At 53.8% G+C, this 19,432-nt stretch carries 17 protein-coding genes; 11 read left to right on the top strand and 6 right to left on the bottom strand.

Translation table 11 applies throughout. The features are described 5' to 3' along the window. Positions 1-153 precede the first annotated feature (153 nt). On the top strand, positions 154-1,746 hold the full coding sequence (locus tag FCN51_RS20830; RefSeq protein WP_014457438.1) for an L-lactate permease: 1,593 nt from the start codon (positions 154-156) through the stop codon (positions 1,744-1,746). An 86-nt stretch (positions 1,747-1,832) separates the two neighbouring features. Here the strand turns inward: FCN51_RS20830 and FCN51_RS20825 are convergent, their stop codons facing one another. Then, positions 1,833-2,135, bottom strand: a complete 303-nt coding sequence (locus FCN51_RS20825; protein WP_003623595.1) for a putative quinol monooxygenase — start codon at positions 2,133-2,135, stop codon at positions 1,833-1,835. A 149-nt stretch (positions 2,136-2,284) separates the two neighbouring features. On the opposite strand from FCN51_RS20825, the gene rfaD reads away from it, so the two are divergent. Genes rfaD through FCN51_RS20800 form a run of 5 tightly spaced genes read left to right on the top strand, consistent with a single transcriptional unit; the run spans position 2,285 to position 6,952 of the window. Further along, positions 2,285-3,265, top strand: coding sequence for an ADP-glyceromanno-heptose 6-epimerase (gene rfaD, locus FCN51_RS20820; RefSeq protein WP_160256747.1), 981 nt, complete (start codon positions 2,285-2,287; stop codon positions 3,263-3,265). Positions 3,266-3,289: 24 nt separating this feature from the next. Beyond that, positions 3,290-4,129: a prolipoprotein diacylglyceryl transferase gene (lgt, locus tag FCN51_RS20815; protein ID WP_160256746.1), complete on the top strand. Its 840-nt coding sequence runs from the start codon at positions 3,290-3,292 to the stop codon at positions 4,127-4,129. An 8-nt stretch (positions 4,130-4,137) separates the two neighbouring features. Further along, positions 4,138-5,166 (top strand): class I SAM-dependent methyltransferase, encoded by a 1,029-nt coding sequence (locus FCN51_RS20810; RefSeq protein ID WP_160256745.1) that lies wholly within the window; start codon positions 4,138-4,140, stop codon positions 5,164-5,166. Next, complete coding sequence (gene pgeF / locus FCN51_RS20805) at positions 5,163-5,948, top strand: peptidoglycan editing factor PgeF (RefSeq protein WP_160256744.1); 786 nt, start codon at positions 5,163-5,165, stop codon at positions 5,946-5,948. Before FCN51_RS20810 ends, pgeF begins: the two co-directional genes overlap by 4 nt. Beyond that, a complete protein-coding gene (locus tag FCN51_RS20800) occupies positions 5,945-6,952 on the top strand; it encodes a hypothetical protein (RefSeq protein ID WP_160256743.1) in 1,008 nt (335 codons plus the stop codon). Before pgeF ends, FCN51_RS20800 begins: the two co-directional genes overlap by 4 nt. Positions 6,953-7,008: 56 nt before the next feature. On the opposite strand, the gene FCN51_RS20795 is transcribed toward FCN51_RS20800, so the two are convergent. Continuing rightward, the gene (locus FCN51_RS20795; RefSeq protein WP_014457443.1) at positions 7,009-8,373 is read right to left on the bottom strand and encodes a transglycosylase SLT domain-containing protein; all 1,365 of its coding nucleotides are present in this window, start codon (positions 8,371-8,373) and stop codon (positions 7,009-7,011) included. A 189-nt stretch (positions 8,374-8,562) separates the two neighbouring features. On the opposite strand from FCN51_RS20795, the gene FCN51_RS20790 reads away from it, so the two are divergent. The 3 genes from FCN51_RS20790 to FCN51_RS20780 are packed head-to-tail and all read left to right on the top strand — an operon-like array spanning position 8,563 to position 10,631. Beyond that, positions 8,563-9,426: an ABC transporter permease gene (locus tag FCN51_RS20790; RefSeq protein ID WP_160256742.1), complete on the top strand. Its 864-nt coding sequence runs from the start codon at positions 8,563-8,565 to the stop codon at positions 9,424-9,426. Further along, entirely contained in the window at positions 9,423-10,265 is an 843-nt protein-coding gene (locus tag FCN51_RS20785) for an ABC transporter ATP-binding protein (protein WP_160256741.1), read from the top strand. The genes FCN51_RS20790 and FCN51_RS20785 overlap by 4 nt, the downstream gene beginning before the upstream one ends. Positions 10,266-10,280: 15 nt before the next feature. After that, positions 10,281-10,631: a YnfA family protein gene (locus FCN51_RS20780; protein WP_003623579.1), complete on the top strand. Its 351-nt coding sequence runs from the start codon at positions 10,281-10,283 to the stop codon at positions 10,629-10,631. Between the two features lie 3 nt (positions 10,632-10,634). Here the strand turns inward: FCN51_RS20780 and FCN51_RS20775 are convergent, their stop codons facing one another. The 4 genes from FCN51_RS20775 to FCN51_RS20760 form a co-directional block, all read right to left on the bottom strand. Further along, complete coding sequence (locus tag FCN51_RS20775) at positions 10,635-11,696, bottom strand: transporter (protein ID WP_160256740.1); 1,062 nt, start codon at positions 11,694-11,696, stop codon at positions 10,635-10,637. Between the two features lie 145 nt (positions 11,697-11,841). Continuing rightward, a complete protein-coding gene (locus FCN51_RS20770) occupies positions 11,842-12,129 on the bottom strand; it encodes a hypothetical protein (protein WP_160256739.1) in 288 nt (95 codons plus the stop codon). A gap of 177 nt (positions 12,130-12,306) precedes the next feature. Further along, positions 12,307-13,377 (bottom strand): histidinol-phosphate transaminase, encoded by a 1,071-nt coding sequence (gene hisC / locus FCN51_RS20765; protein WP_003623572.1) that lies wholly within the window; start codon positions 13,375-13,377, stop codon positions 12,307-12,309. 97 nt (positions 13,378-13,474) lie between these two features. Then, on the bottom strand, positions 13,475-14,047 hold the full coding sequence (locus FCN51_RS20760; RefSeq protein WP_003623570.1) for an ankyrin repeat domain-containing protein: 573 nt from the start codon (positions 14,045-14,047) through the stop codon (positions 13,475-13,477). A gap of 339 nt (positions 14,048-14,386) precedes the next feature. Here FCN51_RS20760 and tkt point away from each other — a divergent pair, with 339 nt between their 5' ends. Together tkt and FCN51_RS20750 are read left to right on the top strand one after the other, a co-directional pair. Further along, a complete protein-coding gene (tkt, locus tag FCN51_RS20755; protein ID WP_160256738.1) occupies positions 14,387-16,489 on the top strand; it encodes a transketolase in 2,103 nt (700 codons plus the stop codon). A gap of 84 nt (positions 16,490-16,573) precedes the next feature. Next, on the top strand, positions 16,574-19,429 hold the full coding sequence (locus FCN51_RS20750) for a bifunctional transaldolase/phosoglucose isomerase (protein ID WP_160256737.1): 2,856 nt from the start codon (positions 16,574-16,576) through the stop codon (positions 19,427-19,429). Positions 19,430-19,432 lie beyond the last annotated feature (3 nt).

Here is a 19,432-nt window from a genome sequence, read left to right as displayed (position 1 = left end):
GAAAGATGGCTGTTTAGCTGCCTTTCTAAAAGTTCCCCCATCACAACATATTGTTATAACGACATTTTTTCTTGCATCGGGCCGCAACCGTTCCCTTAAGATTGTTTTATCCCCCACGTAAGAAGGGGAATTAACGCCTATTCAGGAACTGCCATGTTCATACAGCCACTTGTTCCGGCGGGACACAGCCTTGTGCTGTCATTTCTGCTCGCGGCCTCACCTATTATCGTTACACTCTTTGTTATGGGTATTCTGCGCCGCCCGGCATGGCAGGCCACTCTGGGCGGCTTGATTGTAGGGTTGCTGGTAGCCACCACAATTTGGGGGCTGCCTGCCAAATTGGCTGTTGCCAGCATTAGCAACGGTGTTGTGTTTTCCCTTCTGCCAGTGATGTGGATTGCTCTTTCGGCACTCTTTCTGTTCAACGTGGCTGTGCAGAACGGACGATTTGATGCTTTCCGAGACTGGATTATCCAGCACGTTCCCAATGACAGGCGCATCATGCTTGTTGTTCTGGGCTTCTGCTTTAGCGCTGCACTAGAAGGCGTGGCTGGGTTTGGCACACCTGTAGCCATTACCAGTGCGTTGCTGATCATGCTCGGTTTTCCGGCATTGGATGCCCTTACCTATGTGCTGATCTTTAACTCCGCACCGGTAGCATTTGGTGGCTTGGGTATTCCCGTTACCGTTCTGGGCTCTATTACAGGGCTACCGGCAGATGTGCTGGGGGCAACCATTGGGCGGCAGCTTACCCCGTTTGCACTGCTTATTCCTTTTTACGTTATGGCGCTTTACGGCGGGTGGCGCTCTGTCCGGCAGACATGGCCTGTGCTGCTAGTGGCCGGTGGCAGCTTTGCCCTGACATTGCTGATTATCTCTGGTGCCGGGCTTTACAGCCTGAGCAACGTGCTTTCTTCCAGCGTGGCACTTGTAGCGACCATTGGGTTCCTGCGCTTTTGGAAACCCGCATCAGACCCACAATACGCTATTGATCTCACCCATCTAAACAACCAGCAAGCAAGTGCAGTTCCTGTCCCCCGCTGGCAAGGGTGGATTCCGTGGATTACGGTTATTGCTGTGGTGATTGCATGGGATGCGCTGCATATTGCCAAAATTGGCACCCTGCCCATTCATTGGCCGGGACTGGATAATGCGGTGTTTATCTCTTTGTATAAAACGCCTTATGCCGCCGTGTGGAAGTTTGAACCCTTGGGCACCGGCACGGCCATTCTGGTTGCCACCATTCTGACAGCCCTGTTTACCCGCACAACACTACAGCAGTTTGGCGCAGCAGCCCGCACCACACTCAAACAGGGGTGGTTGGCCGTTGTGACTGTTGCACTCACAATCGGGCTGGCGTTTTTGATGAACTATTCCGGCATGACCTATACTTTAGGATATGCGGTTTCTTCTGCTGGTATGGTCTTCCCGCTGGTTTCTGTTTTCCTTGGCTGGATTGCCGTATTCCTGACTGGGAGTGACACCTCTGGCAACGCTCTTTTCGGTAACCTGCAGGTGGCCGCAGCGCATCAGCTTTCACTAGACCCGGTGCTGTTTGCATCTGCAAACTCATCAGGTGGTGTGATGGGTAAGATGATCTCGCCCCAGAACATCACCACCGGCGTATCTGTGACATCCCTCAAAGGTCAGGAAGGGACAGTGCTAGCGCGCACCTTCAAGCACAGCCTGTTTTTAACCTTCTGTATCGGGCTGGTTGTTGTCTTTCAGCAGTTCGTGCTGCGATAGCCGGTTTACTGCCATCCAGTTACGGAAAACAAAAACGGCCCCACCTAGGTGGGGCCGTTTTTTTATGCAGTTTTCACTACGTGCACTCAGGCACCGGGTAGAGGCTGCAGGATATGAAGCTGAATAGGCGCTTCCAACAGCGTGTTCAGTTCTGCTGCAAGTGTTTTAAAGTGCGGCGTTTCCATATGATCCTGCAATGCCTTGCGGCTTGCCCAACGCTCTACAAAAACAAATGTCTGCGGGTCATCCAGATCACGGTTAGGCACATACTGGCTGTTGGTGCTTTCTGCACGAGATGGCTTGATGCACGCCACCATGGCCTGTGCCACTTTTTCCTCTGCGCCCGGCTTTGCCTTCAAAAGAGCAACAACTGTAATTTCTTCGCTCATGCTATGCGCCTCTTTCCTGCTAAATTGCGATCACGAAGGAATAGTAGGCAATATGTTTCCCCCTGACTACGGGATGAAACCCCACTTCTGAGCACATCAGGCATTTGACAGCTTGGAGTGCGCGATGCCGCCCTTTATACTCCCGCGCTATGATAGTAATTACAGGGGGAGCCGGTTTTATCGGCTCATGCCTACAGGCTGCGTTGGCCGCCAGAGGGCTGGAAACAATAATTGTTGATTGGCTTGGGCAGGAAGGCAAATGGCGCAATGTGTCCCAACATGCACCCACGCGCCTGATTGCCCCAGAAAATCTGGAAGCCTTTTTGGCCACAACCCCAAAAATAGACACCATCTTCCATATGGGCGCTATTAGTGAAACCACCGCAACAGATGGTGATCTGGTATGGCGCACCAATGTGGAGCTCTCACAAACACTATGGGACTGGTGCACACGCAACCGCGCAAGATTTATCTATGCGTCTTCCGCCGCCACATATGGCGCGGCTGACAGACCAGAACTGTTCAACGATGATCCGGGCAATCTTTCACAACTGAGACCACTTAATTTGTACGGCTGGTCCAAACACGTGTTTGATCAGCACGTTACCACCACACTGGATCAGCACACACCACGGCCACCGCAATGGGCCGGGCTAAAGTTTTTTAACGTTTACGGGCCGAACGAATACCACAAAGGCAAAATGATCTCTGTGGTTAAAGTAAAATATGATGAAGTGAAATCTGGCCAGCCAGCACGTCTGTTCCGGTCTGACAGGCCAGATATTGAAGATGGCATGCAGGCCCGTGACTTCATATGGGTGGGTGATGTCGTAAACGTTATGCTCTGGCTGTATGATAACCCGGAGGTATCAGATCTGTTTAATTGCGGTACAGGCACCGCACGCACCTATCTGGATATGGTCCATGCCGTGTGTGATGCCCTTGGCTGCGAACGCCGGGTAGAATTTATTGATATGCCCCAAAGCTTGCATGGGCAGTATCAATCCTACACACAGGCAGATCTTTCCCGCCTGCGGGCTGCTGGTTACACTGGCCAGTTCACACCGCTGGAAGAGGGCGTTAAACGCTACGTGCAAGATTATCTTGCCACGGATAATCCCTATCTCTGACCCAGCCATACCGGATCACCCATCATGCTTCCTGTTCTGATGTTTCCTCAGTTTAACCCGGTGCTGGTGCATGTCGGGCCATTTGCCATACGGTGGTATGCGCTCTCCTACATCATCGGCATTGTGCTGGGCATTACGCTGCTGCGGCGGTTGGTTAACCTCCCTCCGCGTGCAGGCACACCAGAACTGGCAGATGACTTTCTGGCTTGGGTAACCCTTGGCATTCTGATGGGTGGCCGACTAGGATATGTGCTGTTTTACCAGCCCGGCTATTACATTACGCACCCGCTGGCCATGCTGGAAGTATGGCACGGGGGCATGTCCTTCCATGGTGGCGCACTTGGCGTAATTATCGCCATGATGCTGTTTACATGGCGGCACAAGCTAAACTTTCTGGCCTTTGCAGACCGCGTCACCATTGCCGTGCCTATTGGTTTGGGGCTGGGCCGCGTAGCCAACTTTATCAATGGTGAACTCTGGGGGCGTGAGGCTCCGGCCTCTCTGCCATGGGCAATGATCTTTCCCGATGGCGGGCCAATCCCGCGCCATCCCTCTCAGATTTACGAGGCACTTACAGAAGGGCTCCTGCTCTTTTTGATTATGTTTGTGGCCTCTCGTAAACTCTCTATCCGTCAACATCCCGGTTTTCTTGCTGGCCTGTTTCTTGCCGGATATGCCTGCGCCCGCAGCTTTTGCGAATTCTTTCGTGAACCGGATTCATTCCTTGGGTTTCTTCCCGGTGGTATCACAATGGGGCAACTGTTGTGCTGCCCCATGCTGGCAGCCGGTATTGCGCTTATGGTGTATGCCAACCGCCACCCTGTTTACGAAGGCATTCCCCCAGAAGCAGAAGCCAAGCCATAAGCACGCGCATGCCTTCCCCTTTGTCTCCAAAAGCTGAAAGGCTAGATGCATTTATGGCGCGCGCCAATGCGCGCTATTATGCATCCAAACCTTTACTTTCAGACTTTATTACCGCCCCCGAAATCTCTCAGGTTTTTGGAGAGCTGCTAGGGGCTTGGGCTGCCACGGTCTGGCTGAATATGGGCTGCCCTGCGCAGGTTATTCTCGCTGAAGCAGGGCCAGGCCGCGGCACACTTATGGCAGATGCACTGCGCCTGATTACACGTTGCGCTCCAGATTTTGCACGTGCGCTGAATGTGCATCTGGTAGAAACATCCCCACTTATGCGGCAGGCACAAAAGCAGGCCCTTGCGCCTTATGTGCAACCCATATGGCATAACCGGATAGAAGACCTTCCTTCTGGCCCGCTTATTCTATTGGGCAATGAATTTCTGGATGCCCTTCCCATCCGCCAGTTCGTGCAAACACCTTCGGGCTGGCACGAACGCTACGTTATGGATGAGGCATTTCACCTTGTTCCATGTGATGCTCCGGTAATGCCAGATGGCAGAAAACTGGAACCAGACACTATTGTAGAACTATGCGAGCCCGCGCTGGAAGTTGCGCGCTATCTGGGGCAACGTTTTGCAGCACAGCTGGGCGTGGCACTGTTTATTGATTACGGCCACCATTCCACCCTAACGGGTGATTCCCTGCAAGCCTTACGTCATGCTCGTCCGGCACACCCGTTGGAAGCTGCCGGAGAGGCCGATCTGACAGCGCATGTTGATTTCACCGCCTTTGGAGCTACTGCCCAACAGGCTGGTGCCCATATTTATGGCGCAGAAACGCAAGGTGCTTTTTTGCGCACATTAGGCCTTATGGAACGTACCGAACAACTGGCCACACGTGCGACTACAGAAGAGGCTGCCATATTGCGCAGTGCCGCACATCGGCTAGCAGCCCCTGAAAAAATGGGGCATCTGTTCCGTGTTATGGCCCTTGCCTCTCCCGGCCTGCCCTCACCTCCCGGCTTCATGAAAGGAGCGGACGTATGACCACAACGCTCTCACCTCTCACCAGCCCTTTGCTCGGGCACACACGCCACGGATTTTTTACGCGGGAAGGTGGTGTTTCCACCGGCCCCTATGCCAGCCTCAACTGCTCGACAAAATCTGGCGATAACCCACAGAATCTGGCTGAAAACCGCAGGCGGGTTGCAGCCCATCTGGGCGTTCAGGCAGACCACTTGTTAGGCGTTACACAAGTGCATGGCCGTGGGGTGGTTACCGCCACAGCACCTTGGCCGCCCGGCTCCGGCGCGCCAGCCGATGCGCTTGTTACCAATCAGCCAGATATCGCCATTGGTGTTATTACCGCAGACTGCGCACCTGTGCTGTTTGCCAACGCAGAAGGCACCGTTGTTGGCGCTGCCCATGCTGGCTGGCGCGGAGCCTTGGCCGGTGTTTTGGAATCTACCTTGGAAGCCATGGAGGCCCTTGGCGCCAACGCAGAAAGTATTAGCGCTGTTGTTGGCCCCTGCATTGCTCAGGAAAGCTACGAAACGGCTGAAGATATGCACACAGCCATTACTACCGCAGACAAACAGGCCGCACGCTTTTTTGCACCGGGCATACGCCCCGGCCATTATCAGTTTGATCTGGCAGGTTGGTGTGTTTTTAGGCTGCAGCAAGCCGGTGTGCGCAATGCTGCCGCATTAGGCGTTGATACACTCTCTGACGAAAAACGCTTTTTTAGCCATCGCCGCCGCACTCTGGCGGGTGGTGGACAAATTGGACACCAGATTTCAGCGATTGCTACAGGACCTCGGAACGGATGAACCGCCTTTTACGCCATACTGCCCTGCCACTTTCCACTCTACTGCTTTTGGCAGGATGTTTGGATGTGCCACATCCGTTTTCCAACCCAGGCAAAGGGGCTTCAAAACTGGCGGCCAATGCGCCCCCTTCCCGCCTAGATATCCCCACCCCTACGGATTCCTTGCTGCCGGATGCGTCTGCCCAGATATGGGCCAAGGATGTTGCATCAGAACTGCTTCAGCAAACCATTCCGGCCATTGCCCAACCCACACGGCCCGGAGATTGGTGGCTGAAAATGCGGGCGGAATTGAGAGGGGATCAGGTTGTGCCAATTTACACAATCATGACGCCCAAAAACCAGATTCGCGCTACGCAGGAAGGGCAAGCCGTGCCTGCTGCACAGTGGTCTGCCGGAGACGCCCCTTTCTTCACGCTGGTTGCGCAGGATGCAGCACCACGCATTTCCTCTGTGCTGACGGGTATTCAGGCAGATGATATGGAAAAAGACCCACACAGCCTGAAGCATCGTGCTGCACGGGTTTACTTTACCGGTGTAACCGGTGCGCCTGGCGATGGTAATATATCTTTGGCTCGTGCCTTCACCGCCTCTTTCCGGGACAGTGAAGATACAATCCAGAATTCAAAGGAAAATGCTGATTTCACAGTCAGCTCCACCGTCAAAATCACACCCGGCCCCGTAGGGACACTTGGGCACCCTCAGCAACATATCGAAATTGTCTGGCGCGTTGTGGACAAGGACGGCAAGGAAGCCGGAGCAGCAACACAGCTGCATGATATTGATGCACATTCCCTAGATAATTATTGGGGGGATGTTGCCGTTGCTGCTGCGCAGGAAGCTGCCGCTGCCGTTAAACAGATTATCGGCCGCTATTCTGGACGGGATAACGCACCATTAGCGGAAGCCAGCACAAAACAGCCGCAGCCAACACAGGCTGCTAACAGCACAAGCAGTGCTGCGACCCCAGCCCAGCCCAATCAACCGGCACCTTCTGCATTACCATAAGAAAAATGAATCTATTTCTCTGCTTGTCCCTCAAGATAGGCAGAGAAATAGAAACCTTATGAGCGCGAACCCGGGGAAATCACCACACAACCGCTAAGCTTGCGGCAGGCATCCAATGCTTCTTCGTGCGAAAGATTGGTCAGCCGGGCCCGATACAATTTGCCCGTTTTGGCCTGAACGCTTGCAATTTGCGCACGAGCGCCAGAAAGAGCCGCCCGATTACGGGCCTGCCCGGTTGCACTCTGAGCCATGGACTGCGTGCCAAAAGCACCCACCTGAATAGCCCATGTTTTTGATTCATCGCCGCGTGTGCGGTGTGTCAGTAACGGTGCCGGTTCTGCATGTGCGGCAGGAAACATCTGCATGCGCCGTTGGGCAGATGTGTTCCCCAATACAAGGCGAGATGGTGCTGTAGGTTGTTCTGGCGGGTTTGGAATGGGATCAGACGCATCCGCCACCTGCACCGGCGCAGTTGAAGCTGCTGTTTCAGAAGATCCCAATCGCTGCGCCCAAGCAGCACGTACATCTGCCGGGCTTTCTGTCAGCCCATTAATGCGGCCTTTACGGGCAACTGGCTGCCATTCTGGCGTGTAAGAGGTGGTTGCAGAATCCCCATCACTGCCCACAACTTCAGCCAATTGCACGGGCTGTGCGCCACTATTTCCGCTCCGCTGCGCCCATGCGGACTTAACGGAGTTCACTTCCCCCACAGACTGAATGGGCTGATAAGATTGGGCCATGCTATCATGGCTGGCCACCAGCAGATCTGCCTGAGAGCGATTAGTGGGTGAGATACCAACAATTCTGCGGCCAATAGAGGCAACATAGTTACGTGTCTCACGCGGGAGTGTGCGGTTGCGCGTTAGAAAATCTTCAAGCCTTCCGGGGCCTGCATTGTAAGCGGCCAGAAAGCCCGGAGAACCATACACATCATACAACTGGCGAATATAGCCTGTGCCCGCCATGATATTATCATGCGGATCAAACGCATCGTCACCCAGATTATAGGCTTGGCGCATTTCATCATATGTAGGTGGCATCAACTGCATCAGGCCCATAGCGCCCGGCCCGGATGTAACAAGCTGGCCATTATGGAAAAGCCGCCCACCCGATTCCTGCTGGATAACTGCACGTATCCATTCATCCGGCACATCAAAGCGCTTTGAGGCTTCCTGAATATAGGGGCCCCAAGGATCTTCCGCCGTGCCCGGAGGTGCGTAATAGGAACGCGCGTGTGCCCGATACCGTGCAGCTTCTTCTGCCACAGGCATGGTAATATCATCCCCACTGGGCTGATTTGCACAGGCAGAAAGCAAAGCCAGAAGCCCCAGAATAACTGAACCTTTGGCAGCATGGGCCAGCCTTTTGCCTCGCCATGCCACAGAACACCGCTTATGCTGGCTGATCTGTCTGGATGTCATGCTATCTGGTCATCCCATTCATGGAAGGCAAGGCACCGGCTTGTCGGGAAAATTTCCTGACGATCTGGCATAAAACTCATGCTGGTATTTATACCTCGGATGTTTCTCATGCAAGAAATCGCTGCTGTTGTTCTCTCCCCATTATACTGCCTGTTGCAGAGACCGAATTGATCGGATAGGCCATAAAGCATGACGGCCACATCCGGTTCTTCCGCGCAGTTTTCAGGGTCTGGGTTACCCACACAACCAGGCCGGGCTTCGCGCTCTCGCCTTGTTTCTGCCTGCAATGATATTGCGGGCGGGCTGCGCCTGTGGCGGTTGGCCCTTTCATTGGGCTGGCTAGATATCCGGCTACAATTCAACGGGTCACGCATCGGCCCTTTCTGGCTTACACTCACTACCGGTGTCATGGTTGGCTCCATGGGGCTGATCTATTCTCAGCTCTTCCATCTGGTTCTGCACGATTACCTGCCATACTTGGCAATTTCGCTTATTCTATGGCAGGCGGGGCTCTCCTCTCTTATTCAGGAAAGCTGCTCCACCTTCACGCGTGCAGCAGAAACTCTGCGCTCAGTTAATATGCCATATTCCGTGCAGGCGTTCCGCACTATGGTGCGGTGCGGGATTATGTTTGGTTACAACATAATCGTGCCTATTGTGGTGTTTCTGGTATTGGGCGTATGGTCGGGTCTTACAATGCTTTTGGCCATACCGGCCATTGCAATATGGCTCGCCAACAACGTAGCCCTTTGCCTGTTACTGGGCAGTGCCTGCGCCCGTTTTAGAGACATCCCCCCCATTGTGGGCAGTATTCTCCAAATTATGTTTTACATTACCCCAGTTATCTGGGAGCCCAAACAGCTCGGGAACACAACTTTCTGGCTATACTTCAACCCATTTTACGCATTGCTGGAAATTGTACGCCGTCCGTTTTTGGGGCAGGCTCCAGAACCAACGCTATGGATGATTGCCGGAGGCTTCAGCCTCACTTTATGGATTCTGGCGCTCTTCACCTTCTCCCGCTCCCGTAGCAGACTGGCGTTCTGGATATGACAAGTTCTTCTGCGCCTACGAGCACAAAAACTACGGTTGAACCCGCTTCCATCAGCATCACAGACCTTTCGCTCAGCTTTCCCATTTTTCATGGGGGCGCACGCTCACTTAAGAAAATGCTGCTCAAACGCGGCAAATCGCTGCTGGCCAGCGCACGTGGGCTTCAGACAGGTGGCTCTGTCACCCTCGGGCAAGGTGAAACAGGCACTGTTTATGTAGAGGCCCTCCGAGATGTTTCTCTCAGCATCAAAGCTGGGGAACGTGTAGGGCTTATCGGGCATAATGGTGCCGGCAAATCTACTTTATTGCGTGTCATGGCGGGTATTTACATGCCGGAAGCGCCAAACGTGCATATTCATGGCAAAGTAGCCCCGTTGCTGGACTTACTTTCTGGCATGAACCCACAGCTTACAGGCCGAGAAAACATAAGTCTGTTTGGCCACCAAAAAGGCTTTAACTCCGCACAAATCAACCAGCTTGAAAAAGACGTGGAAGCTTTTGCGCAGTTGGATGATTTTTTGGACTTGCCCGTAAGGCTTTACTCCACAGGCATGACCATACGTCTGGGTTTTGGCCTTGCCACCTCCATTACCCCACAAATCCTTCTGATGGATGAATGGTTTATGGCAGGAGACTTTCACTTTCAGGAACGCGCTGAAAAGCGCTTGGCTTCTGTAGTGGATTCCACAGATATTCTGGTTATTACCTCACATGCCTTGGGTGTGCTGGAAAAATGGTGCACCCGGCTGATCTGGATGGAGCATGGCCAAATACGGATGGATGGACCTGTAAAATCTGTGATGGATGCATACCGGACAGAATCTGAACAAAACGCCTAGAAAGACCGGTCCTGAATGATGAATACACTTATTTTTCTGCTGCGTTCTTTCGGGATCTATCTTCTTGCCGGTTTTGCCGAAATTGCAGGTTGCTTTGCTGTCTGGCTCTGGATCAAGGAAGGCCGCTCAGGCTGGCTGACTATTCCCGGTCTTATCAGCTTATGTGTGTTTGCCCTTTTGCTCACGCGTATAGATGAAGAAAGCGCAAGCCGCGCCTATGCCGCTTATGGCGGTATTTATATTACGGCATCACTTATATGGATGCGCTGTGTAGAAGGCCGGACACCAGATAAATGGGAAATCACCGGAGCCCTTATCTGCCTGCTAGGTGCTGGCGTTATTCTGTTGGCCCCACGGCACGGATAATTTTTAAAGCAGCTTTGTCAGCTTCAGCACAAACCATGTGCCAAGCATAATGCCAAAACACAGAATGCCGGCAATAACCGTGTCCCACGCACCGCCTGATAGAAACATGCCGCCCGTGTTCATACCAAAAAACCCGGTTACAAACGTGGCAGGCAGCATCAAGGTTGTGCCAACAGAAACGATATACAGACGCCGGTTGGTTTCTTCCGCCTGATTGGATGTGAGTTCATCCTGCAAAGAACGCGCGCGGTCCTGCAAGGCCAAAAGGTCATCCAGTGCTGCATGAACCTGACGTTGGGAACGATCTCGCAAATCATCCTCAGCCCATTCAGGCAGTTCCAGTTCTTCATCACGGAAAATACGATCTACCGGAGCCAGAACACGCCGCAATTCCGTAGAGCGACGGCGGGCAACACCTAACAGACCGCTCATACGGCCCAGATCTGTATCGCGGTCCAGCATGAGCAGCACATCTTCTGCACGATCCAGTTGATCATCCAGCCGGGCAAAATCACGCCGCAATGTATCTGCAAATTCCAGAAGAGCTCTATCCACCACCTTGGCAGGAGAACGGGGTACAAGCCCGCGCTGTAGTTCGTGGTACACCACACCCAATGCCGGAATGGGGTGCCTGCGTGTGGTCAGCAGCAGATCAGGTTCCAGCGCAAACCGCCACGTGCTGACATTTCTTTCATCATCGGTCGATGTGTCATCAAACGCTGGTAGCGCACCAAAAACAATATCGCCTTCACTTTCCAGGCGGGTGCTGCGTTCCAGGTTGGTCAGAACCTGACGCACTTCTTCAGGTAACGAAGGTATGCTTTCAATCTGCGCGCGAGAAAGGGTATGGACGATATCAAAATGGAACCAGGCCCACCCATTCTCTTGCATCAGTTCCGGGGGGAAGCTGCCGGTGGTAAGGCGCTGCGTAACAACATCACGCCCCAGTTCTACCGGTTCCTTACCCGGGCGGCAGAAAATGGCCCATACCAAGCCATCCCGCAAAAGGGTGCCTCCTTCAGAAAGAAGATCAGGCAGGGCTCCGGCTGATGGTGGGTTGGGCATCACTGGTCTCCCTGCTTTCTTACGGGCATATCCCCAAGCGGGCTGCGTAATAAAACCTGTTCTTGGCGCCAGCGCCAGTCAGGTTGCATAACATGGGCCAGAAATTGGCAAAAGGCAGGGAAACCACCTTTTGCCAATGCTTAACTTATGATCGCGTCTGCAAACCGCCGGAACGACGGCCCGCACCCCCACCAGCCGGGCGCGCAGAGCGCGTGCCATCCTGCTGCTTACGTACAGCTTTAAGAACGGGTGCTGCTGTAAGCTCGGCTTCTAGCTGAGCAATACGTTTACGTATGCTTTCCTTAAGTGCCGGAGAGGTATGAGCCTTCATTGCCCCCAGCGTTTCCTTCAGATCGCGCAGCTGCTTCTGTTTTTCTGGCAGAGAACGACGAATAGGCTGGTTGTCAGACATCTGGCCACGATAAGCACGCATGAGCTGAACCTCATTACAACAAAATAAGGCGCGGCCAACGTTATGGCCGCGCTGCCTGCACAGTGCAGAAATGACCCGTTGAAAACCTGCGCCAAACGCACATAGACGTTCACCCACCGCAAAAAGCGGCAGGCAAGCCCTTTATACGCGTAAGAAAAGCAGACTTTTAAGGTCTGGTTAAAGCGAATTGCTGCACAGAATATCCCGCAGTGCTGAAAGCAAATTTTCACACTGCTGATCTGTGCCGACCGTAATGCGCAACCACGCAGCTGTGCGCTCACCCCTTAAGTGCCTGACAATAATGGCACGCTCTCTGAGTTGGGTGGCCAGTTCTGCTGCGTTCCGGTTCGGGTGCCGAGTGTAAACAAAATTGGCTTTGGACGGCAAGACATCAAAACCGAGTTTTTGTAGCCCTTCTGCCAATGCCGTTCTGCTGGCAACAACCTTCTGCACGCTGGAGGCAAACCATGCCTCATCCTCCACCGCAGCCGTTGCCCCTACCTGCGCCAGACGATCCAGCGGATAGGAATTAAAACTATCCTTTATGCGCACCAAACCTTCAATGAGTTCAGGTTGCCCAAATGCAAAACCAACCCGCAAGCCAGCAAGTGCGCGTGATTTAGAGAAAGTCTGCACAACCAAGAGATTAGGATAATCTTTAATTAAGGAAACGGCGCTTTCTGCACCAAAATCCACATAGGCTTCATCAATCAGCACAACACGGTCTGGCTGGAGTTCCAGAAGCTTGCGCACCTCTGCCAAGCTCAGGGCAATGCCTGTAGGGGCATTCGGGTTGGCCACCACAACCCCACTGCATGGGCCTGCGTAATCTGCAATATTTACCTGCATATCATCCGTAAGCGGAACCGTACGGAACGGCAGGGAATAAAGGCCGCAATACACGTGGTAAAAGCTGTAAGTTACATCCGGGAACAGCAACGGTTCACCATGCGCAAAAAATGCCTGAAACGCATGGGCCAGAACCTCGTCCGAACCATTGCCTACAAACACATATTCCGGCCCCAGACCAACACGCGCCCCCAAAGCTGTGCGCAAAGCCAAGGCTTCGGGGTCTGGATACAGACGCAATGTGTCATTATCCGCAGCACGAATAGCCTCCAACGCACGCGGAGATGGACCATAAGGCGATTCGTTGGTGTTCAACTTGATCAGATCGGTCATTTTGGGCTGCTCACCGGGAACATACGGTGTCAGCTTATGAACAAGCGGGCTCCAGAAACGACTCATGCTATCTATATCCAAAAAACAAAAGCAGCCTGATGTCAGGCCGCTTTATCCCTTCTTATCTGAAGGTGTAAAACCAAAATATTCCGCCACTCCTTTTTCAGGAGAGGCTGGCGGCCACTGCTTTCAGTGCTTCTTCAAGTGCGGGTTTGCCCTGCCTACGGGCCAGATCTATGGCGTTTAGGCCTTCACCGTCTCGCACTGTGGGGTTAGCGCCAGCTTTCAGCAACAACAGCGCCATGTCATCCCGCCCAAACATCACGGCAAAAATGAGAGGGGTGCGCCCAACCGCGTTGGGAATATCCACCCCTGCTCCAGCTTCCAGCAACATGGTGGCAATAGGCATATCACCTTTAAATGCCACACCGGCCAGCGCCGTTGCCCCTTTTTCATCTTGCAAATCGGGTTTGGCACCATGAGACAACAGCACGCTCACGGCGTCCTTATGCCCATTGTAAGAAGCCAGGATAAGCGGCGTATAGCCTTTTTCAGCCCGCAGATTCGGGTCCATACCCGCCTGTAAAAAGCGGGCCAGCATATCTGCATCCCCTTCCCGCGCAGCGTTCAGGAAAAGTGCTTCAATCTGTTCACGCGTAAAGCCCTGTGCGCCACCACCGGTTGCCGGGGCGGCTGTTCCCTGCTCGGACGGAGTCCGGGAAGAAACTTCTGTCATGACTGACCTCCGGAAAAGAATGGTTTTGCAACAACGGTTATCTTACGCTGCCGCGTTATTAAGAAAAAGAACCATATCAGCCCCTTTGTCCATACCGCAAACGCACAAGTGGCACGCCTGCTCCCTGCTTAGGCAAAAAGAGCATTTCAGGCACAAAATCACAGAGTTATGACAGCAGGCTTGTTGAACATAAAAAGCTGCCCAAGCGTCATCATCTCTTGCCGAAAAACGCCTAACCGTGGAATTGTGCGGAACTCTTACAAGGCACACCGCTTAGGGGTGCTCATAACTTTCCGGCCATAATTCGTAATTACGGCCCAGTCTGGAGGATAGGTCTGCATGCGCGTTTCTCTTCCCACTCCTGTTCGCGCACCTGCACAAACGCAGGGCAGTGGCGCATCCAGCCTTGATACGCTGTGCATCAACACCATTCGCGCACTTGTCATGGACACTGTGCAGAAGGCCAATTCTGGCCATCCGGGGGCGGCCATGTCCATGGCGCCGCTGACCTATACTCTATGGCAAAACCTCTTAAACTATGACCCGACCAACCCGTTGTGGCCCAATCGGGATCGGTTTGTACTTTCTATTGGGCATGCCTCTGCCCTGCTGTATTCCATGATTCATCTGTCCGGCATCCGGCAGGTTACAAATGGCAAGGTTACGAATGCTCCGGCCCTTACAACGGCTGATTTAGAGCAGTTCCGCCAGCTTGGCTCCAAAACCCCAGGCCATCCAGAACATGGGCACACAACCGGCGTAGAAACCACAACCGGCCCGCTGGGTGCTGGCTGCGGTAACTCCGTTGGCATGGCCATGGCAGAAAAATGGTTGGCTGCACGCTTCAACCAACCGGGTTTCGAGCTGTTTAACCATCATGTTTACACCCTGTGTGGTGATGGTGACATGATGGAAGGCGTCAGCAGCGAAGCAGCCTCCCTTGCCGGTCATCTTCAGCTTGGCAACCTGATCTGGATTTACGATTCCAACCGTATCTCCATTGAGGGCGGCACCAACATTGCATTTACAGAAAATGTGGCAGAACGCTTTGCCGCCTATGGCTGGCAGGTTCTGGAATTGAATGATGCCAATGATACCGCCGCCTTCACTCAGCTAATCGCTCAAGCCAAGGCTGAAACCAGCCGCCCCAGCATTATTATTGCACATTCGGTTATTGCATGGGGTGCACCCAATAAAGCTGGCATGGCCTCCGCCCACGGGGAACCTTTGGGCGCAGAAGAAGTGCGTGAAACCAAAAAGTTTTTCGGCTGGCCGGAAGACAGCAGCTTCCTTGTTCCAGAAGAAGCACTGCAACATATCCAGGATGGTTTAGGTGCCCGTGGGGCCGCCGCCAGTGCTGCATGGAACAAACTGTTTGCCAGTTACCATTCCTCGCACCCCACTTTGGCTGCAGAACTGGATGCCATTTTCAACGGCACTCTGCCAGAAGGCTGGGATGCTGATATTCCAGTTTATGAAACCAGCGCAAAAGGTGAGGCCTCCCGCGCCAGCTCTGGTGCAGTGCTTAACGCTGTAGCTGGCCGTCTGCCTTGGCTGCTGGGCGGATCTGCGGATCTGGCACCATCCACCAAAACACTGCTAAAAGGTGAAAAAAGCTTCCAACCCGCACAATGGGGTGGGAGCTATGCTGGGCGCAATTTCCACTTTGGGGTGCGTGAGCATGCCATGGGGGCCATTGTAAATGGTATGGCCCTGTATGGCCTGCGCCCCTATGCGGCTGGCTTTCTGATTTTTTCAGATTACATGAAGCCCCCTATCCGCCTTTCTTCCATTATGGGCCTGCCTGTCACTTATATCTTCACCCATGATTCCATCGGGGTGGGCGAAGATGGCCCCACACATCAGCCCATCGAACAACTAGTGCAGCTACGTGCTACGCCGGGCTTGGTAACGCTACGCCCAGCCGATGCCAATGAAGTGGCCGAAGCATGGCGTTTTCTGATCCAGCATCGCAATGGCCCCACCGCTCTTGCCCTAAGCCGCCAGAATCTGCCTACGCTTGATCGGACCCGTTACGCGCCGGCTTCTGGCCTCACAAAAGGGGCTTATGTTCTTGCAAGCAGTGAGCAGACACCAAAGGTTATCCTGATTGCATCGGGCAGCGAAGTTTCTCTGGCTGTAGGGGCGTATGAAGCCCTGAGCGCAGAAGGTGTTCCGGCCCGCGTTGTTTCCATGCCCAGTTGGGAACTTTTTGAAGCGCAGCCACAATCTTACCGTGAGAGCGTGCTACCCGCCGCTGTAACAGGACGTGTGGTTATAGAAGCAGGCTCCGCCATTGGCTGGGATCGCTATGCCGGACCGAAGGGTGAAATCATTGCCATGCACGGCTTTGGTGCCTCGGCTCCAGCGGGCAAACTGCTTGAAAAATTTGGTTTCACGCCAGAAGCCGTGTTGGCAGCTGCCAAGCGGCAGGCAGGCTAAACAAACCTGATCTTTCACCGCGCGTTATATGACATCGGCCTGCCCGGTTTTTGATCGGGCAGGATGGAGAAAGGATAACCACCAATGACATCCTCCGCCTCGCCAAGCGCAAATCCGCTACGGGCACTTGCAAAAGCCCACCAGTCCCCTTGGCTGGACTTCATCCGTCGTTCCTTTGTGGAGGATGGTTCACTGGCGCGCCTCGTGCAGGATGATGACATTCGTGGTGTCACCTCCAACCCGGCCATCTTCCAAAAAGCAATGGGAGAAGGCACGGAATATGATACCCAAATGCGTGATATTCTGGCGCATGAAATTGTTGCCCCGGGCGTGCTTTACGAAAAGCTGGCAGTTGCCGATATTAAGGCAGCGGCCCATGTGCTGGCCCCTGTTTATGAACAGGCTCATGGCAAGGATGGCTTTGTAAGCCTGGAAGTTTCTCCGTATCTGGCGCGGGATATGGAAGGCACAGCACATGAAGCTGCCCGCCTGTGGGCAGATGTGGCCGAGCCCAACCTGATGGTTAAAATTCCCGCAACGCCAGAAAGCATTCCGGCTATTCGGGCAAGCATTGCTGCGGGCATTAACGTCAACGTCACGCTTATTTTCTCTCTGAATGCTTATAAAGACGTGGTGGACGCATGGCTCAGCGGTCTGGAAGACCTGAAAGCCAAAGGCGGAGATCTGTCTCGCGTTGCATCCGTTGCTTCCTTCTTTGTCAGCCGGATTGACAGCAAAATTGATGCAGAAATTGAGCGGCGCGTTGCTGCGGGGGATAAAGACGCCGCAGCCCTAAAGGCCCTGCGCGGTAAAGTTGCCATTGCCAATGCCAAGATGGCCTATGTGTACTGGCAGGAAATTATGCAGACACCGCGCTGGAAAGCGCTGGAAGATGCAGGAGCCCAAACCCAGCGCCTTCTGTGGGCCTCTACCGGTACCAAAGATAAAGCCTATAGCGATGTGCTGTATGTTGAGAGCCTGATCGGCCCGCAGACCGTTAACACCCTGCCGCCCGCCACCATGGATGCCTTCCGTGACCACGGCACCGTGGCAGAAACACTGGGCACAGATATCGCCAACGCCCGACAGGTGATGGAAGATACACAGCGCCTTGGATTGGATCTGGAAGGTATTACCAAAACCCTTGTAGATGAAGGTGTGCAGTCCTTTGCAGATGCCTTTGATGGTCTGCTGGGTTCTGTTGCCGCCAAACAGGCAACCCTTCTGGGAGATAAGCTCACCACCCTGAAAACAAGCCTGCCAGCTGATTTTCAGGAAGCCGTAAATAAAGGCTTAAACGCTTGGCGTAAGGATGGCTCCATTCGCCGTCTATGGGCCAAGGATGCCTCTGTCTGGACCAATGGCCCAGAAGCCAAATGGCTGAACTGGCTGAACACGGTAGATGACCGCCTGAACCATATTGGGGAACTGGAAGCCTTTCAGGCTGAAGTGAAGGCCCGCGGCTTCCATCAGGTTCTGTTAATGGGCATGGGTGGTTCTAGCCTTGGGCCAGAAGTGCTGGCCATGACCTTTGGCAAGCACGAAGGCTTTGGCCATCTTTACGTGCTGGACAGCACAGACCCGCAGCAGGTTGCCGCTTTTGAGAAAAAGATAGATCCGCACCACACGCTGTTTATTGTGGCTTCCAAATCCGGCAGCACGCTAGAGCCCAATATCATGCTGGCCTATTTTCAGGATCTGGCCAAACGGGCGCTGAAAGAAAAAGCGGGCTCTCATTTTGTAGCCATTACAGACCCCGGATCCAAGCTGGAGGCCTATGCCAAGGCTGAAGGATTCTGGAAGATTTTTGCTGGTGACCCGCAAATTGGTGGCCGTTATTCGGTGCTTTCCAACTTTGGTATGGTGCCCGCAGCCGCAGCCGGTGTGCCGCTACGCCTGTTCCTTGAAGACGCGCTGCGTGGTGTACGCATGTGCGATGGCAGCGTGCCGCCCGTATCCAACCCCGGCGTGCTGCTCGGCACTATTATGGGTGTTGCCGCCACACAGTTCGGGCGGGATAAGCTCACAATTATTGCCACGCCACAGATCATGGATTTTGGCGCTTGGATGGAACAGCTTATTGCTGAATCCACCGGCAAGCATGGCAAAGGCATCATCCCCATTGATGATGAAACGCTGGGCGGCCCCAAGCGCTACGGCAAGGATAGGTTGTTTGTTTATCTGCGCCTTGCAACAGAACATCGGCATGAGCAGGACGAAGCCATTTCAACCCTGATTGATGCCGGGCAACCTGTTATCACCATCAATTTCCACAATAAGCGCCAGATTGCGCAGGAATTCTTCCGTTGGGAGATTGCCACCGCTGTTGCTGGTGCTTTCCTGAATATTGATCCGTTCGATCAGCCGGATGTTGAATCCACCAAGATCGAGACACGCAAGCTGATGGAAGCTTACGAAAAAACTGGCAAACTGCCCGCAGAAGAACCCTTTGCGCAGCACGGCTCGCTGGTGTTTTTTGCAGATCAGGCAAATGCAGCCGCCCTTAAGGGAGATACGGCCACAGCTATCCTGAAAGCACATTTTGACCGCGTAAAAGCTGGGGATTACGTGGGGCTTCTGGCTTATATTGAACGCAACCGTGAAACACTGGAATGGATCCAGCATGCGCGCCTGCATGTGCGTGATGCCAAAACCATTGCCACGGCGGCAGAGTTCGGGCCGCGCTTTCTGCACTCCACCGGTCAGGCTTACAAAGGCGGGCCCAACACAGGGGTGTTCCTGCAAATTACAGCGGATGATGCGCGAGACCTACCCGTGCCCGGCACTGGCTATTCCTTTGGCGTTGTAAAAGCCGCTCAGGCACGTGGTGATTTTGATGTGCTGGCCGAACGCAAGCGCCGTGCCCTGCGGGTGCATATTAAAGGAAATCTCAAAGAAGGCCTTGCAGCGCTTGCTTCTGCCCTGCATGACGCCCTGTAAAAT

Source organism: Acetobacter pasteurianus, assembly GCF_009914215.2.
In the GTDB taxonomy this organism is placed as follows: Bacteria; Pseudomonadota; Alphaproteobacteria; order Acetobacterales; family Acetobacteraceae; genus Acetobacter; species Acetobacter pasteurianus.
This window is presented reverse-complemented; position numbering and strand designations above follow the sequence as displayed.

Bases quoted from the DNA above. Each gene is read 5' to 3' on its own strand.
- FCN51_RS20830 (WP_014457438.1), top strand. From the start codon at position 154: ATGTTCATACAGCCACTTGTTCCGGCGGGACACAGCCTTGTGCTGTCA.
- FCN51_RS20825 (WP_003623595.1), bottom strand. From the start codon at position 2,135: ATGAGCGAAGAAATTACAGTTGTTGCTCTTTTGAAGGCAAAGCCGGGC.
- rfaD (WP_160256747.1), top strand. From the start codon at position 2,285: ATGATAGTAATTACAGGGGGAGCCGGTTTTATCGGCTCATGCCTACAG.
- lgt (WP_160256746.1), top strand. From the start codon at position 3,290: ATGCTTCCTGTTCTGATGTTTCCTCAGTTTAACCCGGTGCTGGTGCAT.
- FCN51_RS20810 (WP_160256745.1), top strand. From the start codon at position 4,138: ATGCCTTCCCCTTTGTCTCCAAAAGCTGAAAGGCTAGATGCATTTATG.
- pgeF (WP_160256744.1), top strand. From the start codon at position 5,163: ATGACCACAACGCTCTCACCTCTCACCAGCCCTTTGCTCGGGCACACA.
- FCN51_RS20800 (WP_160256743.1), top strand. From the start codon at position 5,945: ATGAACCGCCTTTTACGCCATACTGCCCTGCCACTTTCCACTCTACTG.
- FCN51_RS20795 (WP_014457443.1), bottom strand. From the start codon at position 8,373: ATGACATCCAGACAGATCAGCCAGCATAAGCGGTGTTCTGTGGCATGG.
- FCN51_RS20790 (WP_160256742.1), top strand. From the start codon at position 8,563: ATGACGGCCACATCCGGTTCTTCCGCGCAGTTTTCAGGGTCTGGGTTA.
- FCN51_RS20785 (WP_160256741.1), top strand. From the start codon at position 9,423: ATGACAAGTTCTTCTGCGCCTACGAGCACAAAAACTACGGTTGAACCC.
- FCN51_RS20780 (WP_003623579.1), top strand. From the start codon at position 10,281: ATGATGAATACACTTATTTTTCTGCTGCGTTCTTTCGGGATCTATCTT.
- FCN51_RS20775 (WP_160256740.1), bottom strand. From the start codon at position 11,696: ATGCCCAACCCACCATCAGCCGGAGCCCTGCCTGATCTTCTTTCTGAA.
- FCN51_RS20770 (WP_160256739.1), bottom strand. From the start codon at position 12,129: ATGCGTGCTTATCGTGGCCAGATGTCTGACAACCAGCCTATTCGTCGT.
- hisC (WP_003623572.1), bottom strand. From the start codon at position 13,377: ATGAGTCGTTTCTGGAGCCCGCTTGTTCATAAGCTGACACCGTATGTT.
- FCN51_RS20760 (WP_003623570.1), bottom strand. From the start codon at position 14,047: ATGACAGAAGTTTCTTCCCGGACTCCGTCCGAGCAGGGAACAGCCGCC.
- tkt (WP_160256738.1), top strand. From the start codon at position 14,387: ATGCGCGTTTCTCTTCCCACTCCTGTTCGCGCACCTGCACAAACGCAG.
- FCN51_RS20750 (WP_160256737.1), top strand. From the start codon at position 16,574: ATGACATCCTCCGCCTCGCCAAGCGCAAATCCGCTACGGGCACTTGCA.